The organism is Pseudomonas sp. SJZ080, assembly GCF_007828295.1.
GTDB classification, from domain to species: Bacteria; Pseudomonadota; Gammaproteobacteria; order Pseudomonadales; family Pseudomonadaceae; genus Aquipseudomonas; species Aquipseudomonas migulae_A.
Genome location: NZ_VIUK01000001.1, coordinates 270,826 through 297,555, shown reverse-complemented (window position 1 = coordinate 297,555; position 26,730 = coordinate 270,826). Strand labels below are relative to the sequence as shown.

14 protein-coding genes are annotated in these 26,730 nt (G+C 59.4%); 5 read left to right on the top strand and 9 right to left on the bottom strand.

Going from position 1 to position 26,730, the window contains the following annotated elements:
* Together waaF and glnE are read right to left on the bottom strand one after the other, a co-directional pair.
* On the bottom strand, window positions 1-1,035 hold the full coding sequence (gene waaF, locus FBY04_RS01375) for a lipopolysaccharide heptosyltransferase II (protein ID WP_084320959.1): 1,035 nt from the start codon (window positions 1,033-1,035) through the stop codon (window positions 1-3).
* A gap of 308 nt (window positions 1,036-1,343) precedes the next feature.
* Window positions 1,344-4,283, bottom strand: a complete 2,940-nt coding sequence (gene glnE / locus FBY04_RS01370) for a bifunctional [glutamate--ammonia ligase]-adenylyl-L-tyrosine phosphorylase/[glutamate--ammonia-ligase] adenylyltransferase (protein ID WP_145314315.1) — start codon at window positions 4,281-4,283, stop codon at window positions 1,344-1,346.
* A 384-nt stretch (window positions 4,284-4,667) separates the two neighbouring features.
* Here glnE and aceE point away from each other — a divergent pair, with 384 nt between their 5' ends.
* The 5 genes from aceE to msrA all read left to right on the top strand — a co-directional run bounded on the left by aceE (window position 4,668) and on the right by msrA (window position 14,799).
* Window positions 4,668-7,313 (top strand): pyruvate dehydrogenase (acetyl-transferring), homodimeric type, encoded by a 2,646-nt coding sequence (aceE, locus tag FBY04_RS01365; protein ID WP_084320961.1) that lies wholly within the window; start codon window positions 4,668-4,670, stop codon window positions 7,311-7,313.
* Window positions 7,314-7,324: 11 nt separating this feature from the next.
* Window positions 7,325-9,274 (top strand): dihydrolipoyllysine-residue acetyltransferase, encoded by a 1,950-nt coding sequence (gene aceF / locus FBY04_RS01360; RefSeq protein ID WP_145314314.1) that lies wholly within the window; start codon window positions 7,325-7,327, stop codon window positions 9,272-9,274.
* 271 nt (window positions 9,275-9,545) lie between these two features.
* On the top strand, window positions 9,546-10,940 hold the full coding sequence (locus FBY04_RS01355; RefSeq protein WP_145314403.1) for an alkaline phosphatase D family protein: 1,395 nt from the start codon (window positions 9,546-9,548) through the stop codon (window positions 10,938-10,940).
* Between the two features lie 325 nt (window positions 10,941-11,265).
* A complete protein-coding gene (locus FBY04_RS01350) occupies window positions 11,266-13,959 on the top strand; it encodes a bifunctional diguanylate cyclase/phosphodiesterase (RefSeq protein ID WP_145314313.1) in 2,694 nt (897 codons plus the stop codon).
* A gap of 192 nt (window positions 13,960-14,151) precedes the next feature.
* Complete coding sequence (msrA, locus tag FBY04_RS01340) at window positions 14,152-14,799, top strand: peptide-methionine (S)-S-oxide reductase MsrA (RefSeq protein WP_084320965.1); 648 nt, start codon at window positions 14,152-14,154, stop codon at window positions 14,797-14,799.
* A gap of 150 nt (window positions 14,800-14,949) precedes the next feature.
* On the opposite strand, the gene FBY04_RS01335 is transcribed toward msrA, so the two are convergent.
* The 7 genes from FBY04_RS01335 to putP all read right to left on the bottom strand — a co-directional run bounded on the left by FBY04_RS01335 (window position 14,950) and on the right by putP (window position 26,438).
* The gene (locus FBY04_RS01335) at window positions 14,950-15,789 is read right to left on the bottom strand and encodes a 23S rRNA (adenine(2030)-N(6))-methyltransferase RlmJ (protein WP_145314312.1); all 840 of its coding nucleotides are present in this window, start codon (window positions 15,787-15,789) and stop codon (window positions 14,950-14,952) included.
* A 135-nt stretch (window positions 15,790-15,924) separates the two neighbouring features.
* Window positions 15,925-16,248 (bottom strand): hypothetical protein, encoded by a 324-nt coding sequence (locus tag FBY04_RS01325; protein WP_084320968.1) that lies wholly within the window; start codon window positions 16,246-16,248, stop codon window positions 15,925-15,927.
* A gap of 480 nt (window positions 16,249-16,728) precedes the next feature.
* Window positions 16,729-17,148, bottom strand: coding sequence for a hypothetical protein (locus tag FBY04_RS01320; RefSeq protein ID WP_084320969.1), 420 nt, complete (start codon window positions 17,146-17,148; stop codon window positions 16,729-16,731).
* The gene (locus FBY04_RS01315) at window positions 17,145-21,944 is read right to left on the bottom strand and encodes an RHS repeat-associated core domain-containing protein (protein WP_145314310.1); all 4,800 of its coding nucleotides are present in this window, start codon (window positions 21,942-21,944) and stop codon (window positions 17,145-17,147) included. The genes FBY04_RS01320 and FBY04_RS01315 overlap by 4 nt, the downstream gene beginning before the upstream one ends.
* Window positions 21,944-22,681: a DUF4123 domain-containing protein gene (locus tag FBY04_RS01310; RefSeq protein WP_145314309.1), complete on the bottom strand. Its 738-nt coding sequence runs from the start codon at window positions 22,679-22,681 to the stop codon at window positions 21,944-21,946. The genes FBY04_RS01315 and FBY04_RS01310 overlap by 1 nt, the downstream gene beginning before the upstream one ends.
* Window positions 22,671-24,584 (bottom strand): type VI secretion system tip protein VgrG, encoded by a 1,914-nt coding sequence (locus FBY04_RS01305; RefSeq protein WP_145314308.1) that lies wholly within the window; start codon window positions 24,582-24,584, stop codon window positions 22,671-22,673. The genes FBY04_RS01310 and FBY04_RS01305 overlap by 11 nt, the downstream gene beginning before the upstream one ends.
* Before the next feature lie 369 nt (window positions 24,585-24,953).
* Complete coding sequence (gene putP / locus FBY04_RS01300; protein WP_145314307.1) at window positions 24,954-26,438, bottom strand: sodium/proline symporter PutP; 1,485 nt, start codon at window positions 26,436-26,438, stop codon at window positions 24,954-24,956.
* Window positions 26,439-26,730 lie beyond the last annotated feature (292 nt).

Sequence of the window (26,730 nt, the reverse complement as noted above, 5' to 3'; positions counted from 1 at the left end):
CTATTTGACCTCGACCACAGTGCCCTGCAACCGCTGCAAGGCTTCGTTCACTGCTTGCGGCATCAGCTGGCGCAGGCAGTTGTAATGACCGAAGCGGCACGTGCGATCGAAGCACGGGCTGCATTCGATGCCCAGGCGCACGATCTCGACGTGCTCGGCCAGCGGCGGCGTGAAGCCCGGCGACGTCGAGCCGTACACTGCCACCAACGGGCGATTCAGCGCCGCGGCGACGTGCATCAGGCCGGAATCGTTGGACACCACCGAATCCGCGCAGGACATCAGGTCGATAGCCTCGGCCAGGGACGTGCCGCCACTGAGGTTCACCGACTCTTCGCGCAGGCCGGGAATCAACCGCGCGCGGATATCTTCGCCCACGGCGTGATCGTTCTTCGAACCAAACAGCCAGACTTGCCAGCCTTCGCGAATCTTCGCTTCGGCGACCTTGGCGTAATGCTCGGACGGCCAGCGCTTGGACTCGCCAAACTCGGCACCGGGGCACAGCGCCAACACCGGACGGTCGAGGGCCAGACCGAATTTGGCCAGCGCCGCTTCGCGAGACACCGGATCGATCTGCAAGGTCGGCCGCGGATACGGTTTCGGCAGTTCGACGCCAGGCTCGTAAGCCAGGGCCATGAAACGCTCGATCATCAGCGGGTAACGCTCTTTGTCCAGCGTGCGCACGTCATTGAGCAGACCGTAGCGGAATTCGCCACGCCAGCCGGTGCGCTTCGGGATGCCGGCGAAGAACGGAACCAACGCCGACTTCAGGGAATTGGGCAGCAGGATCGCCTGGTCGTACTGGCCGGCCAGGGATTTGCCGATGCGCCGACGCGTTGCCAACTCCAGGGCACCGTGGCCAAGCGGAAAGCTCAAGGCCTGGCGAACTTCGGGCATGCGCTCAAGAATCGGCCGGCTCCACTCGGGGGCCAGCACGTCGATTTCGCACTGCGGGTGGCGTTGCTTGAGACACTGAAACAGTGTCTGCGCCATCACCATGTCACCGACCCAACTGGGCCCAACGATCAGAATTTTCATGTGGTTTCCAAAAACGAACCGGGGAGGCATACGCCTCCCCGCCTCGAGAATCACTGCGGGAGCCTGTTTGCTCGCGATGGGATCATCACATCCAACATGACTGTCGACTGTCACTCCGCTATCGCGGGCAAGCCCGCTCCTACATTGGGATTTGGTGTACATCGATCTGCGAAACTATGCAGATCTACTGTGGGAGCGGGCTTGCTCGCGAAGGGGCAGTCACATCCAACATTAACGTCGACTGACACTCCGCCTTCGCGAGCAAGCCCGCTCCCACATTTGAATCTTGTCGCTTCGACTACCGGGTTTCAGCTCAGCCCCAACTCTTTCCAGATCCGCAACACCTGCAGTCGTTCATCCACGAACTGGTCGCCCGGTATCACCCCGGCGTCCTTCTGCAAGGCCTGCCGGTGCGCGGCGGAGCGGTAGGCTTTATAGGCCTCGCGCAACAGGCTGGCGTCTTCGGCGGGCATCAGCCCTTCGTGTTCCAGCTCTTCCAGAATCCGGATATTGTCGGTCCAGCGCAGCAATGGCGGGTGTGTTTCGGACCACGCCAAGGCCGCGTATTGCACCATAAATTCAATATCGACGATACCTCCGGCGTCCTGCTTGAGATCGAACGGCGCCGTGGCCTCGAAGGCATTCGCCCCGGTGCCGGCTGCGGTGCTCTTGCTGCCGAGGTTGTCGCGCATCTTGGCGCGCATCTCGCTGACCTCCTGACGCAAGGTCGGCAAATCACGGGGCTTGCCCAAAATCGCTGCGCGAACCTTCTCGAACGCCTGGCCGACGTCCGGACTGCCCACCAGCACCCGCGCCCGTACCAGCGCCTGATGCTCCCAGGTCCAGGCTTCGTTTTCCTGATACCGCGCAAACGCCCCGAGCGAACTCACCAACAGGCCGGAAGCACCGGATGGCCGCAGGCGCATGTCCACTTCATACAGCTGACCGGAGTTGGTCTGAGCCGTAAGCAAGTGAATGATCCGCTGCCCGAGCCGGGTGAAAAATTGCGCACCGTCGATAGGCTTCAGCCCGTCGGTTTCCGCCTGCGGATCGCCATCGTGAATGAACACCAGGTCCAGGTCCGAACCATGCCCCAGTTCCAGACCGCCGACTTTTCCGTAACCGACAATGATGAAGCCAGGATCGCACAAGGTGCCGTCGGTGCGTTGCGGCGTACCGTATTTGGCCACGGTCTGGCGCCAGGCCAGGGCCAGCACTTGTTCGAGGATCGCTTCGGCGAGCCAGGTCAGGTAATCGCTGACTTTCATCAGCGGCAGGCTGCCGGCGATTTCCGACGCGGCGACGCGCAGGCGGTGCGCCAGTTTGAAATGGCGCAGGGCTTCCATTTGCTGTTCGAGGTCGTCTTCGGGAATCCGCGTCAGGCGCTCGCGCAACTCCGCCGCCAGTTCCGGCGCCAGGGGCGGCTTGAACAGCCGGCCCTCGTTGAGCAATTCGTCGAGCAACAGCGGGAAGCGGGTGATCTGTTCGGCTATCCACGGGCTCGCGGCGCACAAGGTCAGCAAACGTCGCAGCGCACCGGGGTTTTCGGTCAGCAGCACCAGGTACGCGGACCTCCGGGCCACCGCTTCAACCAGCGGCAGTACGCGCTCCAGCACCAGATCCGGGTTGGCGTGCTCGACCGCCTGCGCCAGCAACCGTGGAATAAAGGCATCGAGGCGTTCGCGCCCCAAACGCTGCATCGCGCGCAATTGCGGGCTGCTGCGCAGGCTGGCCAAGGCTTTCAGGGCTTTGGTGGCATCGACGAAACCGCCCTCCTCCAACTGCCGACAAGCGGCCTCTTCGTCCTGCGCTTCTTCCCACAGTGGCAGCCATTCACCGCCGACCACCACTTCGCTTTCAGCCCCGTCCTCTTCGTCGGGATCGGCGATCACCTGACCGAAGTGCCACGCAACGCGACCGCGCCAATACATCAGCTGCTCATGAAAGGCGTCCCAATCGGCGAAGCCCAACATATAGGCAATACGCGCCTGATCCTGCGCACCGTCCGGCAACATCTGGGTCTGGCGGTCGGCAATCGCCTGAATGGCGTGCTCCGTGTAACGCAGGAATTCGTAGCCTTCGCGCAGTTCGCTGATCACCGCCGGCGGCAGGTAACCCTGACCTTCCAGCGTGCTCAGTACTTTTAATAGTGGACGTTGTTGCAGGCTCAGGTCGCGGCCGCCGTGGATCAACTGAAACGCCTGGGCGATGAACTCGACTTCGCGGATGCCGCCGGAGCCGAGCTTGATGTTGTCGGCCATGCCCTTGCGCCGGACTTCCTGCTGGATCAACTGCTTCATCGTGCGCAGCGCTTCGATGGCGGAAAAGTCCAGGTAACGCCGGTAGACGAACGGGCGCAGCATCTCTTGCAGTTGCGCGCCCGCCACCTGATCGCCGGCCACCACCCGCGACTTGATCATCGCGTAGCGCTCCCAGTCACGGCCCTGATCCTGGTAATACTGCTCCAGCGCGTTGAAGCTCAGCACCAACGCACCGGCCGAACCGTAAGGTCGCAGGCGCATGTCGACGCGGAACACAAAACCGTCGACGGTCATCGGGTCCAGTGCCTTGATCAGGCGCTGGCCGAGACGGATGAAGAATTCCTGATTATCCAGCGAGCGTTTCACCCCGACGGTTTCGCCGCCCTCGGGGTAGGCGAAGATCAGGTCGATGTCCGACGACAGATTGAGCTCGACCGCGCCGAGCTTGCCCATGCCGAGGATGACCATCTGCTGCGGCTCGCCGCTGCGCCGACCGGTCGGCACGCCGAACTGCTGGCAATGGCGTGAGTACAACCACTGATAAGCCTGATCGATGCTGGCATCGGCCATGTCCGAGAGGTCGCGGCAGGTCTGGATGAGGTCGGCCTGACGAGTCAGGTCACGCCAGATGATCCGCACTTGATGGCGGGCGCGCTGGCGACGCAGGGCGCGACCGAGTTCGTCTTCGGTCTCCGCGGCATTCACCGCCGCCGCAATCTGCGCGCACAACTCGCCGGGGGCAAAACCGCGATCCAGTTCGCCGGACTGCACCAGCGCCAGCAACATCAACGGGTCACGAACGCTCTGTTCAATCACGAAGTCGCTGGCGGCGGTGACGCGGGCGAATTGCGCCCAGCGTTCAGGCGTCCAGCCGGACAGGCCATGATCATCATCGAGCGCCTCGACGGCCGCACGGAACGACTGTTCGGCACGGGTGACAAACGGCAACAGAATGCCGGGCAGTTCGGCAAGCGAAGGGAGGCTCATGGTCTATCCTTGATCGGCGTGTAGAGGGCTGCATGTAGTGAATTTTCAAATCGCACTACGTGATCGACTGTCGAACAAAGGTTAGAAATAGCTGAATTTTCTTTATTTTTGGCAGACAGCATCAAGCTTTCACCTTTTTCGGTTGGCAAAAGACCAACCTTAACGATTATTCTCACAACGCAGCTGGAGGCCACAAGCCGCTCATCTGTAGTTTTACTACTCGTATATACATTCGGATAGCTGAAATGCCCGATGATTTGTAGTAAAACTACACGCCGCCGGAACCTACCTCTCGGCAATCCAAGAATTTATATCGTCTGCCCACAAGGCCAGTCGCAAACTCAGGCAACCGATTCTGGAAGCCTTTCCGCCCTGGAGCAAGCCATGCAAGACCTCGATCCCGTCGAAACCCAGGAATGGCTGGACGCCCTGGAATCGGTTCTCGACAAAGAAGGCGAAGACCGTGCTCACTATCTGATGACCCGTATGGGCGAACTCGCAACCCGCAGCGGTTCGCAATTGCCTTACGCCATCACCACGCCATACCGCAACACCATTCCCGTTACCCACGAAGCACGCATGCCTGGCGACCTGTTCATGGAACGCCGCATTCGCTCGCTGGTACGCTGGAACGCGATGGCCATGGTGATGCGTACGAACCTGAAAGATTCTGACCTGGGCGGTCACATCTCCAGCTTCGCCTCCAGCGCAACCCTGTACGACATCGGCTTCAACTATTTCTTCCAGGCCCCGACCGACGAACACGGCGGCGACCTGATCTACTTCCAGGGTCACACTTCACCAGGCGTTTACGCCCGCGCGTTCATGGAAGGCCGCATCACCGAAGACCAGATGAACAACTTCCGCCAGGAAGTGGACGGTCAGGGCCTGTCGTCCTACCCGCACCCTTGGCTGATGCCTGATTTCTGGCAGTTCCCGACCGTATCCATGGGTCTGGGCCCAATCCAGGCGATCTACCAGGCACGCTTCATGAAGTACCTGGAAGCCCGTGGTTTCATTCCGGAAGGCAAGCAGAAAGTCTGGTGCTTCCTGGGCGACGGCGAGTGCGACGAGCCGGAATCCCTGGGCGCGATCTCGCTGGCTGGCCGCGAGAAGCTCGACAACCTGATCTTCGTCATCAACTGCAACCTGCAGCGCCTCGACGGCCCGGTTCGCGGCAACGGCAAGATCATCCAGGAACTCGAAGGCGTATTCCGCGGTGCTCAGTGGAACGTGACCAAAGTCATCTGGGGCCGTTTCTGGGACCCACTGCTGGCCAAGGACGTCGACGGCATCCTGCAACGCCGCATGGACGAAGTCATCGACGGCGAGTACCAGAACTACAAAGCCAAAGACGGCGCGTTCGTGCGTGAACACTTCTTCAACTCGCCAGAACTCAAGGCGATGGTTGCCGATCTGTCCGACGACGAGATCTGGAAACTCAACCGTGGCGGCCACGACCCATACAAGGTCTACGCGGCGTACCACGAAGCGGTCAACCACAAAGAACAACCAACCGTCATCCTGGCCAAGACCATCAAAGGTTATGGCACCGGTGCCGGCGAAGCGAAAAACACTGCGCACAACACCAAGAAAGTCGACGTCGACAGCCTGAAGTTGTTCCGTGATCGTTTCGACATCCCGGTCAAAGACGACGAGCTGGAAAACCTGCCGTTCTTCAAGCCAGAGCCAAACAGCGCCGAAGCTCGCTACCTGAGCGAGCGCCGCACTGCACTGGGCGGCTTCGTGCCACAGCGCCGCGCGCAGAGCTTCAGCGTACCGACGCCATCGCTGGATACGCTCAAGGCGATTCTCGACGGTTCGGGCGACCGTGAAATTTCCACCACCATGGCGTTCGTGCGGATCCTCGCGCAGCTGGTCAAGGACAAGGAAATCGGCCCGCGCATCGTTCCGATCATCCCGGACGAAGCCCGTACCTTCGGTATGGAAGGCATGTTCCGTCAGTTGGGCATCTACTCCTCCGTCGGCCAGCTCTACGAGCCAGTCGATAAAGACCAGGTGATGTTCTACAAGGAAGACAAGAAGGGCCAGATCCTCGAAGAAGGCATCAACGAAGCGGGCGCCATGAGCTCCTTCATCGCTGCCGGTACTTCGTACTCCAGCCACAACCAGCCAATGCTGCCGTTCTACATCTTCTACTCGATGTTCGGCTTCCAGCGTATCGGCGACCTGGCCTGGGCTGCCGGCGACAGCCGTACCCGTGGTTTCCTGATCGGCGGCACCGCCGGCCGGACGACGCTGAACGGCGAAGGCCTGCAACACGAAGACGGTCACAGCCACATCCTGGCTGCCACCATCCCGAACTGCCGCACCTTTGATCCAACCTACGGCTACGAGCTGGCGGTGATCATTCAGGACGGCATGAAGAAGATGACCGAAGAGCAGCAGGACGTTTTCTACTACATCACCGTGATGAACGAATCCTACCAGCAGCCAGCCATGCCGGCCGGTGTGGAAGAAGGCATCATCAAGGGCATGTACTTGCTCGAGGAAGACGTCCGCGAAGCGGCGCACCACGTTCAGCTGATGGGCTCCGGCACCATCCTGCGTGAAGTCCGTGAAGCGGCGAAGATCCTGCGCGAGCAGTTCAACGTGGGCGCCGACGTGTGGAGCGTTACCAGCTTCAACGAACTGCGTCGCGATGGCCTGGCCGTCGAGCGCACCAACCGTCTGCACCCGGGCCAGAAGCCTAAGCTGAGCTACGTCGAAGAGTGCCTGAACGGCCGTAAAGGTCCGGTCATCGCCTCTACCGACTACATGAAGCTGTTCGCCGAGCAAATTCGTCAGTGGGTCCCGTCCAAGGAATTCAAAGTCCTGGGCACCGACGGTTTCGGCCGCAGTGACAGCCGCAAGAAGCTGCGTCACTTCTTCGAAGTCGATCGTCATTTCGTGGTGTTGGCAGCCCTGGAAGCACTGGCTGACCGTGGCGATATCGAACCCAAGGTGGTGGCTGAAGCCATCGTCAAGTTCGGTATCAACCCGGAAAAACGCAACCCACTGGACTGCTGAGGAGAGATTCTGTGAGCGAACTCATTCGCGTACCTGACATCGGCAGCGGTGAAGGTGAAGTAATTGAACTGTTTGTGAAGGTCGGCGACCGTATCGAAGCCGACCAGAGCATCCTGACGCTGGAATCGGACAAGGCGAGCATGGAAGTGCCTGCGCCGAAGGCCGGTATCATCAAGAGCCTGAAAGTGAAGCTGGGCGATCGCCTGAAAGAAGGCGACGAACTGCTGGAGCTGGAAGTCGAAGGTGCGGCTGCTGCGGCCCCTGCCGCTGCGCCTGCCGCCAAGGCTGAAGCGAAACCGGCCGCTGCACCTGCCGCCGCTCCTGCTCCAGCTGCTGCGCCTGCTGCCGCTTCGGTTCAGCAAGTGCACGTGCCGGACATCGGTTCGGCGGGCAAGGCCCAGATCATCGAAATCCAGGTCAAGGTTGGCGACACCGTCGCTGCTGATCAGTCACTGATCACCCTGGAATCGGACAAGGCCAGCATGGAAATCCCATCGCCTGTCGCTGGCGTGGTCAAGAGCATAAGCGTCAAGCTCAACGACGAAGTCGGTACCGGCGACCTGATCCTGGATCTGGAAGTAGCGGGTGCTGCGGCCCCTGCTGCCGCGCCAGCACAGGCTGCTGCACCTGCGGCCGCTGCTCCGGCGCCTGCCGCTGCAGCCCCGGCTGCACCGGTTGCCGACAGCGTTCAGGACATTCACGTCCCGGACATCGGCTCGTCGGGCAAGGCCAAGATCATCGAAGTGCTGGTCAAGGCAGGCGACACCGTCACCGCCGACCAGTCACTGATCACTCTGGAGTCCGACAAGGCGAGCATGGAAATTCCATCGCCTGCCGCTGGCGTGGTGGAAAGCGTTTCCATCAAGCTGGATGACGAAGTCGGTACTGGCGACCTGATCCTGAAACTGAAAGTCAAAGGCGCTGCCCCTGCGGCTGCCCCGGCTCCTGCAGCTGCTGCACCGAGCGCTCCTGCCCCGGCCGCCGCTGCGCCCGCTGCTCCGGCACCGGCCGCACCGGCTGCTGCACCGGCCAAGCCAGGCGCCAAGGTTCACGCAGGCCCGGCGGTACGCCAACTGGCTCGCGAGTTCGGCGTCGAGCTGAGCGCCGTTGGCGCCAGCGGTCCGCACGGTCGCATCCTGAAAGAAGACGTGCAGGTTTACGTCAAAGCCATGATGCAGAAGGCCAAGGAAGCACCGGCCGCGGCTGCAGGCGCAACCGGCGGCGCGGGCATCCCGCCGATTCCGGTCGTGGACTTCAGCCGCTTCGGTGAAACCGAAGAAGTGCCGATGACGCGCCTGATGCAGATCGGTGCGTCGAGCCTGCACCGCAGCTGGCTGAACATCCCGCACGTGACTCAGTTCGATTCGGCTGATATCACCGAGCTGGAAGCGTTCCGTATCGCTCAGAAAGCCGTTGCAGAGAAGGCCGGCGTCAAGCTGACCATCCTGCCGCTGCTGCTCAAGTCCTGCGCGCACCTGCTCAAGGAACTGCCGGACTTCAACAGTTCGCTGGCACCAAGCGGCAAGGCGATCATCCGCAAGAAATACGTGAACATCGGCTTCGCCGTCGACACCCCTGAAGGCCTGCTGGTACCGGTCATCAAAAACGTCGATCAGAAGAGCCTGCTGCAACTGGCAGCCGAAGCCGCTGCGCTGGCCGCCAAGGCCCGCGACAAGAAGCTCACCGCTGACGACATGCAAGGCGCCTGCTTCACCATTTCCAGCCTCGGCCACATTGGCGGCACCGGCTTCACGCCGATCGTCAACGCGCCGGAAGTGGCGATCCTCGGTGTTTCCAAGGCAACCATTCAGCCAGTCTGGGACGGCAAAGCCTTCCAGCCGAAACTGATGCTGCCACTGTCGCTGTCCTACGATCACCGTGTGATCAACGGCGCCGCTGCTGCACGCTTCACCCAGCGCCTGAGCAGCCTGCTGGCGGACATCCGCACTATCCTGCTGTAACACCGGCCGGCCCTCCTTCACCGGAGGGCCCGTCGCGTTCCACGTTTTCCGAGCGCCACGCTCGTACCTCAACCCCGCCAATTTGGCGGGGCTTTTTTTGCCTTGAAGAAAGTCTCTTTCCTACGTTCGCGGATGAGTTCACCCACAATTCGAATCCACTTCGGCACCATTTTTCTTGCCGGAACGCCGCTAGGCTTAGTGACACATACAACTGACGTAAAGTTTAGTCAGCCTACTTGCTTAGTTAGTACAACTTCGAATGGATTCGAATATGTTTAAACCTACAGTCGGCCCGATCATTGGCCACACTACACCTCATCACGCCCGCATTTTTTTGCGTGGTGAATTACAGAAAGATGCTTTGGTATTTGGTGGAATACGTTATCGACGCAGCGGTGACACGCCCTGGTCCAAAGGCACTTTCACACGACTGACAAGCGCGCATGACATGTGCGATGTCCTTGCCCTCAACGACCTCGCCGCCGATACCGAGTATGAATACCAGGCGGGCTGGTTCAGCCCCATGAGCCCGGTGCACACCGTGGAGACGATTCAGGAACTGCCGCTGCAGTGGCCCCGGGACGTCTACTGTTTCAGCACCCAGCCCAGCAATCCCGCGACGCCAAGGGCTTACATCGTCGGGTCATGCCGTTACCTGCGGATGACGGTCGGCGCGCCTTCGCTCCCGCATATGGGCGACAGGATCTTTGCCGCCATCACGCACCTGGCGCAACGCACCGAAACGCCCATCAACGCTATGTTGATGACCGGCGACCAGGTTTATATCGATGACTTGAATATCATCGCCCCCGATCGGGAATACAAAGAAATACTCAGTAAGTACCGCACCGCTTTTTCCCAGCCTCATATTTCAAAGTTAATGTCCGGAATACCGACTTACATGATCCTCGACGACCATGAAATCGAAGACAACTGGCCCGCCAATAAAAATAAAAACGACGACCATCTCTATAACAATGCCATCGCCGCCTATGAGTTATATCAAGCCAGTCATAGCCCGGCCTGTGAGTTGCTTGAAGATGGGAACATCGATCGGCACCTGGCACGTTATTGGTATCAATTCACCCACGGCGATATCGAGTGGTTTGTCACTGATAGCCGGACCCGGCGCAATCTGTCGGCCGGTGACCGGCGCATCCTCGACGAAGCGCAGGAAGCAGCCTTGTGCAGCTGGCTGATCCACAGCCCGGCCCGGGTCAAATTCGTAGTCACCAGTGTGATGTTTTATCCCGACCGCAAACGCTTGGGCGATGACGCCTGGAAAGCCTTTCCGGAACAACGCCTGCGGTTGCTGGAGACTGTTCGCACACACCGCATCAAGAACGTCTTCTTCGTGTCTGGCGATGTGCACGGCTCCCTCACCAGCCGGCTGACACACAGCGAAGACCCGGATTTCGAGGTTCACACCATCGTCTCCTCGCCGCTGTGCAACAGCAAACTGCTGCCCTACGCCAAGGCCTCCACCTTCGTCCTCGATCAACCGCTCGCCCGTACAGCGGCGGGAGATTACCGGCATGAACTGACCAGCGAGGTGATCAGCCAGGACAACTTTGCCCATCTGATCGTAGAGCCAGAGCGGATTCGCATCAGTTATCACGACCGGGAAGGCAAATTTTTGCAGGCAACGAATATTACGCTGCGTTGATCACCAAATCCTGCGCTGCTCTTCAGGCCGCCATCGCCCGCAAACCAGGCTCCTACAGGTTCGGTGTCGTTCCGTAAACCGAGAATTGCCACGCCCCTGTAGGAGCCGGCTTGCTGGCGATCAGCCGCAATACTTTTTCCAGCCAGGCACGTTAGTTTTCAGTCATAACTGAAGAAATGTTTCCGTCTGCCGACATATTCTTATAGCACTTGGCCTTCATGTCTCTTGTCAGTCAGTGTCGCAATGATGCAACCTTGCCGCAGGCAACAGTAAAGAGGGCGAGAGCCCGGCGCGATCAGCACATTCGAAGCGAGTTTCCCTCCATATGAAGAGCCAACCCGATGCCGCCAGCCGTATGGTGGCCGAGGTAGTGACACAGTTGCCTGTGCCCTCGCGGCTCGGCATGCTGCGTTTCGAACGGCTGAACGAACCAAGCTGGGCGCTGCTGTTTCTCGATCCCAATTGCGAGCGACAGTTCGGCTTGCCGGCGGTGGAGCTCTGCGCCCTGGTCGGCTCGCCCTACGCCAGCCTGATGGAGCCCGAAGCGCGCTACCAGCTGCATGACGCCATCCAGCAGCAACTCACCAGGTGCCCGCATTACCTGATCCGCTACACCCTCCACACCGCCGCCGGCACGTTGAGCCTGCTGGAAATGGGTGAAGCCTACAAACAACACAATCGGCACCTGCTGCGCGGCTACCTGCTGGTGGTCGACGGTCTGTTCGAGGGCGAACCACTGCTGCCGGCGCTGGACCTGGAAACCCAGAACTCGCGTCTGCAGATCGCCCTTGAACTTAATCAGCGTGCCCAACAGGAGCAACTCCTGCACCTGGATCGCGTGCGCGCCCAGCAAGACCTGATCCTGCTGCTGACCCGCCAGCGCTACAGCACCGGTAATTCGCTGCAAGAAGCCGCTGAACTGATCACCCGCAGTGCCTGTGACATCTACGAAATCGACTGCGCCAGCCTGTGGAACCTCGACGGTTCGGTGCTGGCGCCGATCTCGGCGTATCACCGCGCCACCCAGGAATACGCCCTGCCGGAGCCGATCGACATCAGCGGTTTCCCCGATTACATGGACGCGCTGCACGGTAGCCGAGCGATCGATGCCCACAATGCGATTCGTGACCCGCGCACCCGGGAAATGGCCGAGAGCCTGCGCCCGCGCGACGTGAACGCGATGCTCGACGCCAGCATTCGCGTCGATGGTCAGGTGGTCGGCGTGCTCTGCCTGGAACAAACGGGTGCGACCCGCGCCTGGCAGTCCGACGAAATTGCCTTCGCTGGCGAGCTCGCCGACCAGTTCGCCCAAGTCATCAACAACCACAACCGCCGCACCGCCACCAGCGCCCTGCACCTGTTCCAGCGTGCGGTCGAGCAAAGTGCAAACGCCTTTTTGCTGGTCAACTGCGACGGCGTGGTGGAATACGTCAACCCGAGCTTCACCGCGATCACCCAGTACAGCACCGAAGAAGTCCACGGCCAGCGGCTGTCGGAACTGCCGGCCCTGGAAAACCTCAGCGAACTGCTGTTCGACGCGCCCTCAGCATTGGCCAAGAGCAACAGCTGGCAGGGCGAATTCAAGAGCCGGCGCAAAAACCTCGAACCCTATTGGGGCCAGTTGTCGATCTCCAAGGTGTATGGCGACAACCGAGAGCTGACGCATTACATCGGCATCTACGAAGACATCACCCACACCAAGCTCGCCCAGCAGCGCATCGAGCGCCTGGCCTACACCGACAACCTGACCAACCTCGGCAACCGTCCGGCGTTCATCCGCAACCTCGATGAACGCTTCGCCCGAGACAGCGATACGCCGATCAGCCTGTTGCTGGTGGACATCGACAACTTCAAGCGGATCAACGACAGCCTCGGCCACCAGACCGGTGACAAGCTGCTGATCAGCCTGGCGCGGCGCCTGCGCAACAGCCTGATCCCGAGCGGCAGCCTGGCGCGTTTCGCCAGTAACGAATTCGCCGTGCTGCTGGATGACACCGACCTCGCGATGGGCCAGCAAGTCGCCAATCAACTGCTGGCGACCCTCGATAAACCGATGTTCGTCGACAACCAACTGATCAGCGTCACCGGGTCCGTGGGCCTGGCCTGCGCGCCACTGCACGGCCGCGATCCGCAAACCCTGATGCGTAACGCCGGGCTTGCGCTGCACAAGGCCAAGGCCAACGGCAAGCACCAGGTCCAGGTATTCACCGAAGCGCTGAATGCCGAAGCCAGTTACAAACTGTTCGTCGAGAACAACCTGCGCCGCGCCCTGACCCAGAACGAGCTGGACGTGTTCTACCAGCCCAAGCTCTGCCTGCGCAGCGGTCGCCTGCTCGGCATGGAAGCGCTGTTGCGCTGGAACCACCCGGAAAAAGGCATGATCCGTCCGGACCAGTTCATCAGCGTCGCCGAAGAAACCGGGCTGATCATTCCGATCGGCAAATGGATCGCGCGCCAGGCGTGCCGCATGAGCAAAGACCTGACCGCCGCCGGCCTGGGCAATCTGCAAGTGGCGATCAACCTGTCACCCAAGCAGTTTTCCGACCCCGACCTGGTGTCGTCGATCGCCAACATCCTCAAGGAAGAAGCGCTGCCGCCGAACCTGCTGGAGCTGGAACTGACCGAAGGCCTGCTGCTGGAAGCCACCGAAGACACCCACTTGCAGCTCGACCAGCTCAAGCGCCTGGGCCTGACCCTGGCCATGGACGACTTCGGCACCGGTTACTCGTCGCTCAGTTACTTGAAAAAATTCCCGATCGACATCATTAAGATCGATCGAAGCTTCATTCACGAAATCCCGGACAACCAGGACGACATGGAAATCACCTCCGCGGTGATCGCCATGGCCCACAACCTGAAAATCAAGGTCGTGGCTGAAGGCATCGAGACGGCCGAGCAGTTGGCCTTCCTGCGCCGCCACCGCTGCGACGTCGGCCAGGGCTACCTGTTCGACCGACCGATTCCGGGCTCCGAGCTGATCGAAAAGCTCAAACGCTACCCGCGCGGCCCAATCGCCTGACCGCCCTACCGCACTAGATCCCGTGGAAGCTGGCTTGCTCGCGAAGGCGGTGGGTCAGTCACCAACTGCGTTATCTGACACACCGCCTTCGCGAGCAAGCCCGCTCCCACATTGGGTAGTGCGTATCAGGGCGGTATTGGGCAAACTGGTGGTCTGACTACTTACATTTCAACCTGACTGAGGGGACTGATCATGGTTCTGCGCTCGGAAATTCTGGTGAACAAAAACGTGCTCCCTACCAAAGAACAAGCTCTGCCTGGCCGTGAAACCCCGATGACCGTGCCGGAAAAACACTTCGTCCACGACGCCCCCCTGCTGGGCCCGTTTGCCATGGACGTGGATTTCGCGATCTTCGGTCTGGGTTGCTTCTGGGGTGCGGAACGCAAGTTCTGGCAGCGCGAAGGTGTGGTGAGTACGGCGGTGGGTTACGCCGGCGGCTTCACGCCGAACCCGACGTATGAAGAAGTCTGCTCGGGCCTGACCGGACACAGTGAGGTGGTATTGGTGGTCTACGAGCCGGCGAAAGTCAGCTACGAAGAGCTGCTGAAAATGTTCTGGGAATTGCACAACCCGACCCAGGGCATGCGTCAGGGCAATGACATCGGCACTCAGTACCGCTCGGTGATCTACGCCACCAACCCGACTCAGCTGGCAGCCGCCAAGCACAGCAAGCAAGTGTTCCAGGCCGAACTGACCAAGGCGGGTAAAGGCACCATCACTACCGAAATCGAAGAGGCGCCGACGTTCTACTTCGCCGAGGCGTATCACCAGCAATACCTGGCAAAAAACCCTGAAGGGTATTGCGGCATCGGCGGCACCGGCGTGACCTGCCCGATCTGACCTGACACAGATCACCTGTAGGAGCCGGCTTGCTGGCTCCTACAAAGTTTTGCGCCAGTCATGATATTGCGTTTGACGCCAAGTCCTGTGGGAGCAAGGCTTGCCCGCGAATGCGTCCGATCAGACGCCATCAATCCATCTGATCAGCCATCAACTCTCAGCAATCAACCAATCCATCTGCCACCCACCCTGGGTCTGCCCAAGCTTCTTGGACAACCACGGCAGCAACTCACGCAATTCCTCTTCCAGCCCCCACGGCGGATTCGCAATCGCCAAACCGGAACCGTTCAGACTGTTCGGCGTGTCCAACGGATGCACCAGCAACTCCACCCGCAACAACTTCGGCGCGCCCGACCCGGCCAGATCCTGATAGAAACGCCGCAACATGCGCTGGTCCTTCACCGGGTACCAGATCGCCGCCACAGTTTGACGCATCCGCCCGACCGCCTCTTTCAGCGCCGCCGCACAGCGCTGCATTTCATCCAGCTGTTCAAACGGCGGATCGATCAACATCACCGCCCGCTTCTCCTGCACCGGCAACATCGCACGCGGCACATGCCAGCCTTCGCCCAAGTGCACCTTCACCCGACGATCACCCGCCATATTGTCCTTGAGCAACACACCGTCTTCGGGGTGCTTCTCGTTGAGCATCACCCGATCCTGCGGCCGCGTCAGACGCCGCGCCAACTCGGGCGAACCCGGGTAATAGCGCAATTGGCCATCCGGGTTCATGTCATGCAAAACCTTCATGTAATCGGCGGTCAATGCCGGCAGGTCCGGCTGATCCCACAACCGCGCGATGCCTTCCAGGTACTCCCCGGTGCGGCTCGCCTGATCACCCTGCAGGTCATACAGACCAATGCCAGCGTGAGTGTCGAGATAGGCAAACGGCTGCTCCTTGCGCGACATCAGGGCGATGAGGCGGGTCAAGGTCAGGTGTTTGAACACATCGGCGTGATTGCCGGCATGGAAGGCGTGACGATAATTCATGATTGCTCCTGCGAAGGCCGGGAAGTTTACCTTGTACCGAGGCGAACGTCAGGGCTTCGCGGCTGAGCGGGCAGCGACACCCCACAAACCCTGCGGCGAGGTGGGTTACCCCCTCGCCACAACAGCTTCCCGCCGCTACTCCGAACGCCGTGCCTTCAATCGCCGCCCCAACACATCCAGCACATCACACCCGTCCCGCAACGGAATGGCGCAGAGCAAGGCAAAGTCACTGAGGATGAAGGACTGACACTCGATCGAGCCACGCATCGACAGGTTTTCCATGACTTGGGTGACGGCCCGGATTCGAAAGCTGGCCGCGTCGTATAAAACGTCGAGCGGTGCGAGGGTATCGACGAACAGGGTGGGCATGTCATCGCAGTTGCTGGTCAGTGCCATGAAGCGGCTTTTGGGTGGAGGGGCTGGTTTTTCGTAGGGTGGATCGGGGGTAATTGTTGTCATCAGTCTGATTCCTAACGTATGAATTGGAACCGCCAACAATCACTTCCACATAATGGGTGGCGGCTGTACGCAGGTGTGGAAGACCGAGACGTTAGGCACTCGGCGCACTCGAAAGCGCCCCGCGCACAGCCACCATAAAACACAGACGATAGAAAACGCCGAACTGGTGGCGCTTGACGCGCCTAACGATAGAAGGGCTTCCACACCCTGTCACTGAATTTGCAGTGACCGCTAGAGACTATCGATGTGGCCCGATGCGCACCAGTTCATGGAAACCGCTACAACTTGAAGGAAACTTCCGACGACCTTGCCCAGAAATTTCGCTGCCTGTAAGACCGCCTTCGCGGGCAAGCCACGCTCCCACAGGACCGAGTCATGCCACAAAAAACGGGAACGACTTCAATCCTGTGGGAGCGTGGCTTGCCCGCGAATTGAGCGCGAAGCGGTCATAAAATTTATCTGAGTCGGAGATCGAAAGCCTCACCAGGTTGATTGATCTTCGAGGCTGGCTTTATGAAGGTCGTCTTTCCATTCTTCGCTTGCCAGCTTATATATATCTTCAAAGAATCCACGGGCATCTTTCAGCGAGTACCACTCAGCTCGAGGCCAGCTCGAGTCATAAACATCATCAATATCGAATAAGTTTTTAAAGTCATAACTGCGATCTCGTAGTTTTTCGGCCAAGAACTCAAACAACACAAATTTGTGCCTGTACGACAGACACCCCAGCTTCAAACTATACTTAACGATAAGGACCCTTCTATCAAACTGGTTATCAGGATCAAAAACACTCAGTTCTTCACCACGAGTCTCTTCCCGATCATAGACATTAAACACACCGACAAACCACATCAGGTTCGGTTCAAAAGCCTCGTCAACAAACGGATCTCGCAACATCATTTTCTCTCCGTTGGAAAACCCGTATAAGGCCGACCCACCTTATCCTGATCAAACTTAACTTCAAACCAATCAAAGTTCTCATTCAACGTAGGGTTTTGTTTATCCTTTTTGTTGGGTCGATAACCGCGACCTGCACCAGGCAACTCCATCCTCACTACCGGGTCATTGTTGTGATCTCTGCCTGTATGTGGATCCAGCCCTAGACGCTCCCTCGTCATAGCTTTGTTCAACGCATTTAGATGAACTCTCCAGTTACTGAACTGGGAGCTTAAATTTCCTCTTGGTGGTACTGGCACTCGTCCCGTCTTAGGATTCGCTCCATTTATAGCCCTCTGCTTGAGTGCCGCATCAGGTATCTCTGAACTGTGCTTTTGCACAGTGTGCATCTTGTACTTCTTCTCCATTTTAATTACCCGCCCCTTGGCATTCGCCTCAGCCAACTCATCAATCCTCGCCCGCCGTTGCTCAGCCGTCATTTTCGGCAGCGGCGGCTCACCCTCATCAACCCTAGCGCCAGTCGTATCATCCGGCGCCCCACACCCAGGCTTATTCGACTGCGGGCAATTCCCGCTCAACCCCAACGGATCAACCCACCCCGTCGGATTCAGCGCGTAGCGATACTGATTCAGCCCACCCGCCAGCTTCACCGGATCCGGCGTCAGGTACCGCCCCACCTCCGGATCATAGTACCGATGACGGTTGTAGTGCAGGCCGCTCTCGGCGTCGAAGTACTGTCCCTGAAACCGCAGCGGTTGATTGAGCTGTTCTCCCCCGCCAAACACCAAGTGCGTGACTTTTCCGTAGGCGTTGTACTTCGCCGACCAGACAATCTCGCCACCAAAATCCGTCAGTTCCTGCGGTGTACCCAGGTGATCGAGCTGGTAGTAAAACGGGCAGGCCTTGCGCGGGCCTTTGCCGTCGAGCATGGCCAATGGGCGGAATGTGCCCGGTTCGTAGACGTAGCTGCGGTAGTGCTCGCGGCTGCTTTCGGCGACGAGGTTGTCGCCTTGCCAGAAGAATTCGGTGGTGTGGCCGTCGACGGTTTTGGCGATGCGACGGCCGAAGGCGTCGTAGCGGTAACTCGCGCAGCGTCCATCCGGCAATGTGACACCGATCAGCCGATGCTGGCAGTCGTAACGGTATTCAGTGACGAGCTTTTGCCCGGTACCGCGCCGCTCGCGTATGAGATTTCCGAAGGCGTCGTAGTCGTAATGCCGGTCACCCTGCATCAGCAGGCGATTACCTTTAACGGTCGCCACACCCGGGCGATCCTGCATCAGCAAGTTGCCGGCCGGGTCGTGGGCGAAGGTTTCCGGTGGGTCGTCGCGGGTGTGGCGTACGCGAGTCAGGCAGTTGAGCGCGTCGTAGTAATAGCTGCGCTGGCCGTGACGGCTATCAGCGATGGTCGCCAGGTTGCCGTTGACCGCGTAGCTGTAGTGGCGCATGTACAGCGGTCGGTTTGACTGGTTGATCGCGTGGGCTTGCAACCGACCTTGTTCGTCGTAGTGGTACTGGCTGGTGAGTTGGCCTTGTTGGCGTTGCTGCTCGCGACCGAAGGCAAATTGGTGGGTGGTGAGCCGCGCGCCGTTGAGGTCGATGGCGGCCAGTGCTCCGCCCTTTTCGTGGTGGTAGTCGAGTTTGCTGCCGTCCGGCAGGCGCAGGCGGTTGAGTTGGCCACAGGCGTCGTAGCCATAGCGCAAGGTGCCCCAGCCTTGGTGCTCGGTGATCAGGCGATCCTGTGGGTCGTACTCGAACTCCAGCGGGTGGTCGTGGCCGTCATCGACGCTGATCAGTCGGCCGAGGCTGTCGTAGCGGTACTCGACCTTGATGCCATCGGGCAGCGTCTTGACCAGCAACCGCCCTGCCGAATCCCGTTCATAAGCGGTAACCCGCTGCGAACCGTCATCGCCGAACTCGGTTTTCTCCAGCAGATGGCCGTTGAGGTCATAGGCATACGCCGTGCGCTGGCCATCGAGTCCGCTTTCTTGTCGGATCAAGCCGTTCGGCGTGTAGTCCAGGCGATATTTTTCGCCGGATTCGTTTTCGATTTCTGTGAGTAACAGCTGCGCATTGTCGTAGCGATACTTCAGCTGGGTGCCGTCGGCATTGATGCGGCGGCTGACCAGGTGCAGGTCGTCGAGGTATTCGTAGCGCGTGACGCGGCCGAGCTCGTCGCGTTCGGCGGTGATTTTTCCGTAGGCGTTGTAGCTGAAGGCGCGAGTGGCACCTGTAGGAAGCGTCGTCTGGATCAGTCGTCCGACAGCATCCCATTCGTAACGGGTGACGGCGCCGTGTTCGTCCTGTCCCGTAATCCGCCGCCCCAACGCGTCGTAGGCAAACCGCCGCTGACCACCGTCCGGCAAGGTTTCTTCAACCAGTTGACCCAAACCGTTCCAGACGAAAGCCTGGCGGCTACTATCCGGATACCGGATCGACAGCAACTGCCCTTTTTCATCGTAGTGATAATAGGTGACATAGCCGTCAGGATCGGTCGCCTCGGCGATGTCACCCTGGGCATTGCGCCGATACGTCGACACGGCGTTGCCGCGGGACTGCGCGTGCAGGAAACCGTTGCGATACTCGTAGGAAGTGGGTTCGTCTTCCGGCGGAATCAGCGCGACCAGCCGTCCGACTTCGTCGTAGTGGTATTCGGTGACGGCGCCGAGGGGATCCTGCTCGGCAATCAATCGACCTTTATCGTCGTAGGCCTTGAGGTGTTCGCCGCCATTCAGCTCGACCTTGCGCACCAGTCGCGCCCGGTCGTCGTGCTGATAAACCTCTTCGCTGCCGTCGATGTTCTGGACGGTGACGCTGCCCTCGTCATCCCAGACATACCGCGCCTCCATCTGCGCAAACGACGCCCAATGTCGGACGCATCGCGCAGCCTTGCCGGACCTTTCCCACTCCCAGAAGAAACTCGCCCCACCGGCCAGTTGCCGTTGCAGGACGACGTGCTGATCGTCGTAGTCGTAACGCTCGCTTTCGCCGGCGGCGTTGGTCGCTTCGATCAGTCGAGCGCGCTCGTCGTAGCGGTAACTGACCAGTGTCTGTTCGGTTATCCAGGCTTCATCCGACGTGTCTGCCGGCACAAAAACCTGATAATCAACGGCGACCAGATGGCTGCGCTCATAGCGCAACAGTAGGGCTCGGCCAGCGCCGTTATCGAGGCGTTTGATGCGCTCCTGGCGATCGCGCGTGACGTGCAGTCGGTTGTCGTATCCGTCGCTGATCGTTGTCAGTCGACCGTTGATGAAGTGATAGAAACGCGTGTCATCGCCGGCCTGGGCGAGGATCATTTCTTCGGGCTCGTCACCCAGGAAAATCGCCGCTCGCGAGAGGCTGTTGTGGATGGCCGGCCGCTCGATAGTCGGCAATGGAAAGGGGGTGCGGCGGTTTTCGTGGTCGATCCAGATGACGTTGTCGCCATCGATCTCCAACCGGTGCGCGAGGCTGTGACTCCAGCCGAAACCAAGCCCGCCATCGATCTCGACGGCGCTGGTGCGATAGAGCCGGGTAAAGTCGAACGACAAAACCCCATCAAGCGAACCGTCGGTAAGGGTCAGCAGCTCTTCGCCGGTGACCATCGACACCGGGCATTTGTTGGTGGCGGTTTTATCGGCGGAATCAGCGGGGTCGCCGTTGGGATTTTTCGCTTGAACCGGGACGTCTTCGTGGTGTTCGTTTTGTTTGAGCGTGGTGTTGCGCTTGGCGTCCCAACGCAATTGCATCTGACCGTTTTTCAGACCGGCCGCGACACCCCGTGCGGCGACCTTTTTGTAGCGATCGACGTAGGACATGAAGCTGTTGATAAGTGTGAAAATCGCTTTGACGAATCCCTGCACGGCGCTGACGATGCGGGCGCCATAGTTGGCAAAACGCATACCCAGATAAGCAATGCCAGCCCCCGCGCCAGCGAAGGTCAAGACGATCCCGATCAGAATGTCGATGAGCAGTTGCACGACTACTGTTGATACAGCTTCGGCAGTTTTACCGGCGATCTCGCTGGGCGGCAGCATCTCCAACCAGAGACTGGCGGTGCGTAGCAACAAACACAGTGCCGCTTCATCACTGGCCAGCAGTTGGACTTTTGCCATCACGTCCGGCGCAGTTTTTGCCAGCTTGGCCAGCTCATCAGCACCGCTACCCAATCGTTCAACGAACTCGCCGGGATCCTGGAGTACGTCCGACAACAGGTTGATGCTGTCCCACACGCCGATGATTGCGGCCCAACTTCCGGCGAGCATCCCGTTACCCGCCGCGGCAAAAGCCGATTGCGGCCACTGCGGTTTGAATCCTTTCCACTCGTTGCGCAGCCAGTCTTCCAGCTGTTGGGTCAGGCCGTCGTAAGAGGAGAAAAGCGCCTCAACTTGCTTCGGGGTCACTTCACTCTGGACATGAACGCGGTAGAACTTGCCGGGCTTACCTTCGAACACTCCCTTGCCATGTTCATCAAGCGTGATCGTCGTCTTTTCGCCCCCATCAACGGCAATCACATCAACATCGATGTTCCCCAGCGCAATGTCATAAACCGACTCGAACTTGCTCTCGATCAGCAAAACCCCATTCTTCGGACACTGCGCGACGGTGGAGAAAAAGTCGTCATCGCCACTGCTCACCGACCTGGTGGTATTGCCGAGTTTGATCTGCCGTTCCACGCCCATCAGCGAGGGCATGTCCGCAGCCCGGCTAACCTGGTCTGCAGTACGGTTGAACCAGTTGCCAAGTTGTTCGCGATAGAGCGTCAAGGTGTCTTTGAAACCGTCGAGCTCCTGCTCGATCCGTACGATCTGATCCATCAGTCCAGCTCCGTTATCAGGTAGTCCACCAAGGCTGATTTCGGTGCTGGCGGCAGGCCCGGCTCTTCCAGAAAGATCGCTACCTTGTGCCGCAAAACACTGTCGGAAAACGCTTCGAAAAGATCAGGGCGATCCTCGCTCAGCCACTTGAGCAAGTTGTTCACCCGAGTGGTGCTTGACTGTTCAGCGAGATGTTCCAGCAGCGTTTCGGAGACTTCCCACCATGGAAAAACCCTGGAGGTTTTCAGCGCGGTGCCACCGGCTTCGAGCGGTTGGCCATTGATCAGGCAACGCCCCATTACGGGCAGCAGTTCAGCGACGTCGACCTCGACAGACTGCAGAATCGGCAGTAAATAACGCCCGTCCCAGAAACGGAAAAACACCGCGCTGCCATTAGGCAAAAGCACTTGCGTAAGGCTGCGCAAATGCTCGACCAGCACGTCCAGAGTCGAAGAAGACACCGCGAGCCAACCCCAGTCGCAAGACTCGGTCGTGGCCGCCCACTCCAGAAACTCACTGCCCGCCGCGACGATTCCGACATAGGGCATGACCGGTTCCCACTCGGCATAGTCGGTGTCTGCCCAGATCGGACGGGGCGCTTGAGCGGCGGACGATCGCTGCCAGGCCTTCAAGGGTTCTGCGGAGCTTGCATTGCTGAAGATCGCAAACAGTTGTTCCGAAGGTTTCAGCGGTTGGCGCTCCAGCCATTCGCGAGGCGACAAGCGATCAGGCTGCACAGACACCCTCCTTGCAACGCGCGCATTCCTCGCAGAACGGCGCGTCGCTTTTGAGGCTCAGAATCTGTGCGACGCTGAGTGCGGCGAGTTGTCTTTGGCTGCTCGACGCGCCCATTACCGGCATCGGTGCACCACCGAGTCCAATCGGAACGCTGCTGAAAATTCCGGCGGGCCCCATGTTGATCCAGTGTCCGCCCGCCTGAAGCGTGACGCTGACACCACCGTCGATGACGATTTGCTCGCCGGCGCTTGCGTGGAATTGTCCGCTCGCTTTGAAAGTCTGGTGGGTGGCGGTGATGGATCGATCACCGTGAACATGCAGGGTATCGTTTGCACCAACAACCGCACTGCGCTGGTTGCCGACCTGAACGTGCAGGTCTTGCAGCACATGCTGAGTCCAGTTTCGCTGGGCCCGCAGGTAGATTTCCTCGGCGCCTTTACGATCCTCGATGCGCAATTCGCTGTAACCGCCGCCTCCGGGACTGCTGTGGCTGCGGAAAATGCTGCGGGTTTTGTCGGCGGGCAGATTCAGTGGTATCGAGTTCGCACCATTGGGCACGCAGCCCATGACCATCGGTTTATCGACGTCGGCATCAAGGAACCCCACCAATACTTCCATGCCGACCCGAGGAATCAGTGCGATGCCGTAGCCGTCATGCGCCCAACCCGTGGCGACGCGCAGCCAGCAACTGGAATGTTCGTTGCGCTTGCCGTCACGATCCCAGGCGAACTGAACTTTGACGCGGCCGTGCTCGTCGCAGTGGATCTCGCTGTCACCCGGGCCCGTGACGACAGCCGTTTGATAACCGGTGAACGAGGGTTTGGCGATCTGAGCCGGGCGAAACGAAACATCCCACGGCGTAGCCAGAAAGGTATTGCGATAGCCTTGGACATCTTCCGGGTTGCTGCCGGCCATCTCTTCCAGCACTTGCGGCTGACGGCCATGGTGTTCGATTTGGGTGATCAGCCACAGGTCATTCCATGCCTGACGCGGATGCTCGGCCAGGTGCAGGAAATGCCCGCTGACCAAAGCAGACTCATCGCCCCGCCCTTCAGCCTGACGGTAGTCCGCGTTGTGGCGTTCAAGCGCTCGCTGAGCCAGCGCCCCGCCGTACTCGCGATCCGTGAACTGGCCAGGAAAGTGGTAATCCTCAAGGGCCGGCAGGTGTCCGTTGTCGATTCGGCTTTCAAGTTGCAGTCGCGGTTTATGGAAGTCGTAGTCGCGACGGGCTACCGCCGTGGTGCGGGTTTCCAGTCGTACGTTGAAGCAATTGATCGCTGGCGCATCTGCCGCCATGCCGGTGTCAGGCAAGTAAAGCGTCGGTTCGGCGATCAGCGGAAAAACCGTCTGGTCATCACCGAACACCAGCTGATGGCCATCGAGGCTGTGTTGAAAGTGGTAGTGAATGCCGATCTCGGCGCACAGGCGCTGGATGAACGCCAGATCGCTTTCCGCGTATTGCACGCAATACTCGCGATCAGGGTACTCGCTGCCGAGCTGAAACCTGAACGCGTCGCCCTGAATGCCATGGTCCTCAAGGATTTGCGCAATGATCGCCGGCACGCTTTTACGCTGGAAGATTCGCTGATTGATGCGCCGGTCAAGGTAGGTCAGACGTGGGCCAAGGCTGACCTGGTAATGCGTCAGACGCTGGCCGGAATCGCCCTGACCAACCCGAAATATCTGACCGTGAACACCGCAACCTTGCGCATCAAAACTCAGAAAAGCCTGACGATGCAGGAGGCTTTCAAGCTCAATGTCCGGTCGCTCGCTGACCAGTTCCAGATCAAAACGGTAAGGCTGGCTGATGGCTTCCTTGCCGGTGAACTCAAGCACCTTGAGTCCATTCTGGTTGCCGTCGACGGTCAGCGTGAAGCGCGGTTGATTGGCGAGAGCGAACATCCGATGTGTCTCTGCAGAATGAAGGCGGGCGATTCTGCATGAGCGACAAGGGGTGCTGACGAAGGGACAGGAAACTCAGATTTATCGTGTTTTTTTAGAGATTTTTCCTTCGAAAATCGGTGTGTTTGGCTACAGACATTACCTTCGGAAGCGCCACCGCCCCACTGTGGGAGCGGGCTTGCTCGCGAAAGCGGTCAATCATTCAACGGTGATGTCGACTGACAGACCGCTTTAGCGAGCAAGCCCGCTCCCACAAGGGATGTGCGAAGCTTCATCCCCATCCGGAAGACCAAAAAAAAACGGCCCGCCTCCAAAGGAAGCGGGCCGTTTTCATGTTCGGCGAAAGGTCAGAGCCTCAGCTCATCCCGATCACTTGTTCAGGCGGAAATCAGCCTCGGCAGCGGCAAAGCGATGAAGCATGCCGGCAGTCGGGTTGCCCAGTTTGCTGACGATGTAGATCGCCAGGCTGGCGAAAATGAAACCAGGGATGATTTCGTACAGACCCAGCAGTTCGAAGTGTTTCCACACGATCACGGTGATCGCGCCGACCAGAATACCGGCCAATGCGCCGTTACGGGTCATGTCTTTCCAGATCACGGAGATCAGGACGACCGGACCGAACGCAGCACCGAAACCGGCCCAGGCGTAGCTGACCAGACCCAGTACACGGTTGTTCGGGTTAGCCGCCAGAGCGATGGCGACCAGGGCAACCAGCAGCACCATGGCGCGACCGACCCAGACCAACTCAACCTGGGAAGCGGATTTACGCAGGAAAGTCTTGTAGAAGTCTTCGGTCAGGGCGCTCGAGCATACCAGCAGCTGGCAGCTCAACGTACTCATCACGGCAGCCAGAATGGCCGACAGCAGTACACCGGCGACCCATGGGTTGAACAGGATTTTGGCCAGTTCGATGAACACGCGCTCGTGGTTTTCGGTCACAGGACCGGCCACATCAGGGTGCGCCGAGAAGTAAGCGATACCGAAGAAGCCAACAGCGACAGTGCCGCCCAGGCACAGGATCATCCAGGTCATGGAGATACGGCGAGCGTTGGCGATCGACTTGACCGAATCCGCGGCCATGAAACGCGCCAGGATGTGCGGCTGGCCGAAGTAACCCAAGCCCCAGCCCATCAGCGAGATGATGCCGATGAAGGTGGTGTTTTTCAGCATGTCGAAGTTGCTGGCGTCTTGCGCTTCGATGGCCAGGAACGTGGTGTCAACGCCACCGGTGGCCAGCAGCACGATGATCGGCGTCAGCAACAGGGCGAAGATCATCAGCGTGGCTTGTACGGTGTCAGTCCAGCTGACGGCCAGGAAACCGCCGACGAAGGTGTAGGCAATTGTCGCCGCAGCACCGGCCCACAGCGCTGTCTCGTAGGACATGCCGAAGGTGCTTTCGAACAGACGGGCACCAGCCACGATGCCGGAAGCGCAGTAGATGGTGAAGAACACCAGGATCACAACCGCGGAGATGATCCGCAGCAGGCCGCTTTTGTCTTCGAAACGGCTGGAGAAGTAATCCGGTAGAGTCAGCGCATCACCGTTGTGCTCGGTCTGCACGCGCAGACGGCCGGCGACGAACAGCCAGTTCAGGTAAGCACCGATGATCAGGCCGATGGCGATCCAGCTTTCGGACAGGCCGGACATGTAGATGGCGCCCGGCAGGCCCATCAACAACCAGCCGCTCATGTCGGAGGCGCCGGCGGACAATGCAGTCACGACGCTGCCCAGGCTGCGACCGCCCAGAATGTAGTCAGAAAGGTTGTTGGTGGAGCGATAGGCCATGAAGCCGATCAGCACCATTGCTGCGATGTAGATCACGAACGTGATCAGGGTTGGATTGCTTACGCTCATTAAGTTACGCCCTGGCTTTGTTTTTATGTAGCGGCGGTTTTTGTTAACCGCTCGCAAACGACGACGTTTGGCAGACGATTGTGGATCCCGCGCATTTATGACTGATGTTTCCCCAGGAAAGCCATCAGCCGGTACACCTGTCTTTTTGACCGGTTGCACCTTGGCCGCGAATGCTATTCAACAAAGCAAATAAGGTGCAACCCATTTCTCGAGAATAAGTTGCACCCAGTCGGATTTTCCCGAAAAAAGGCGGTTTTTGCTTCCTTTTAGCGCAGTCAACGACCGTTGCTAG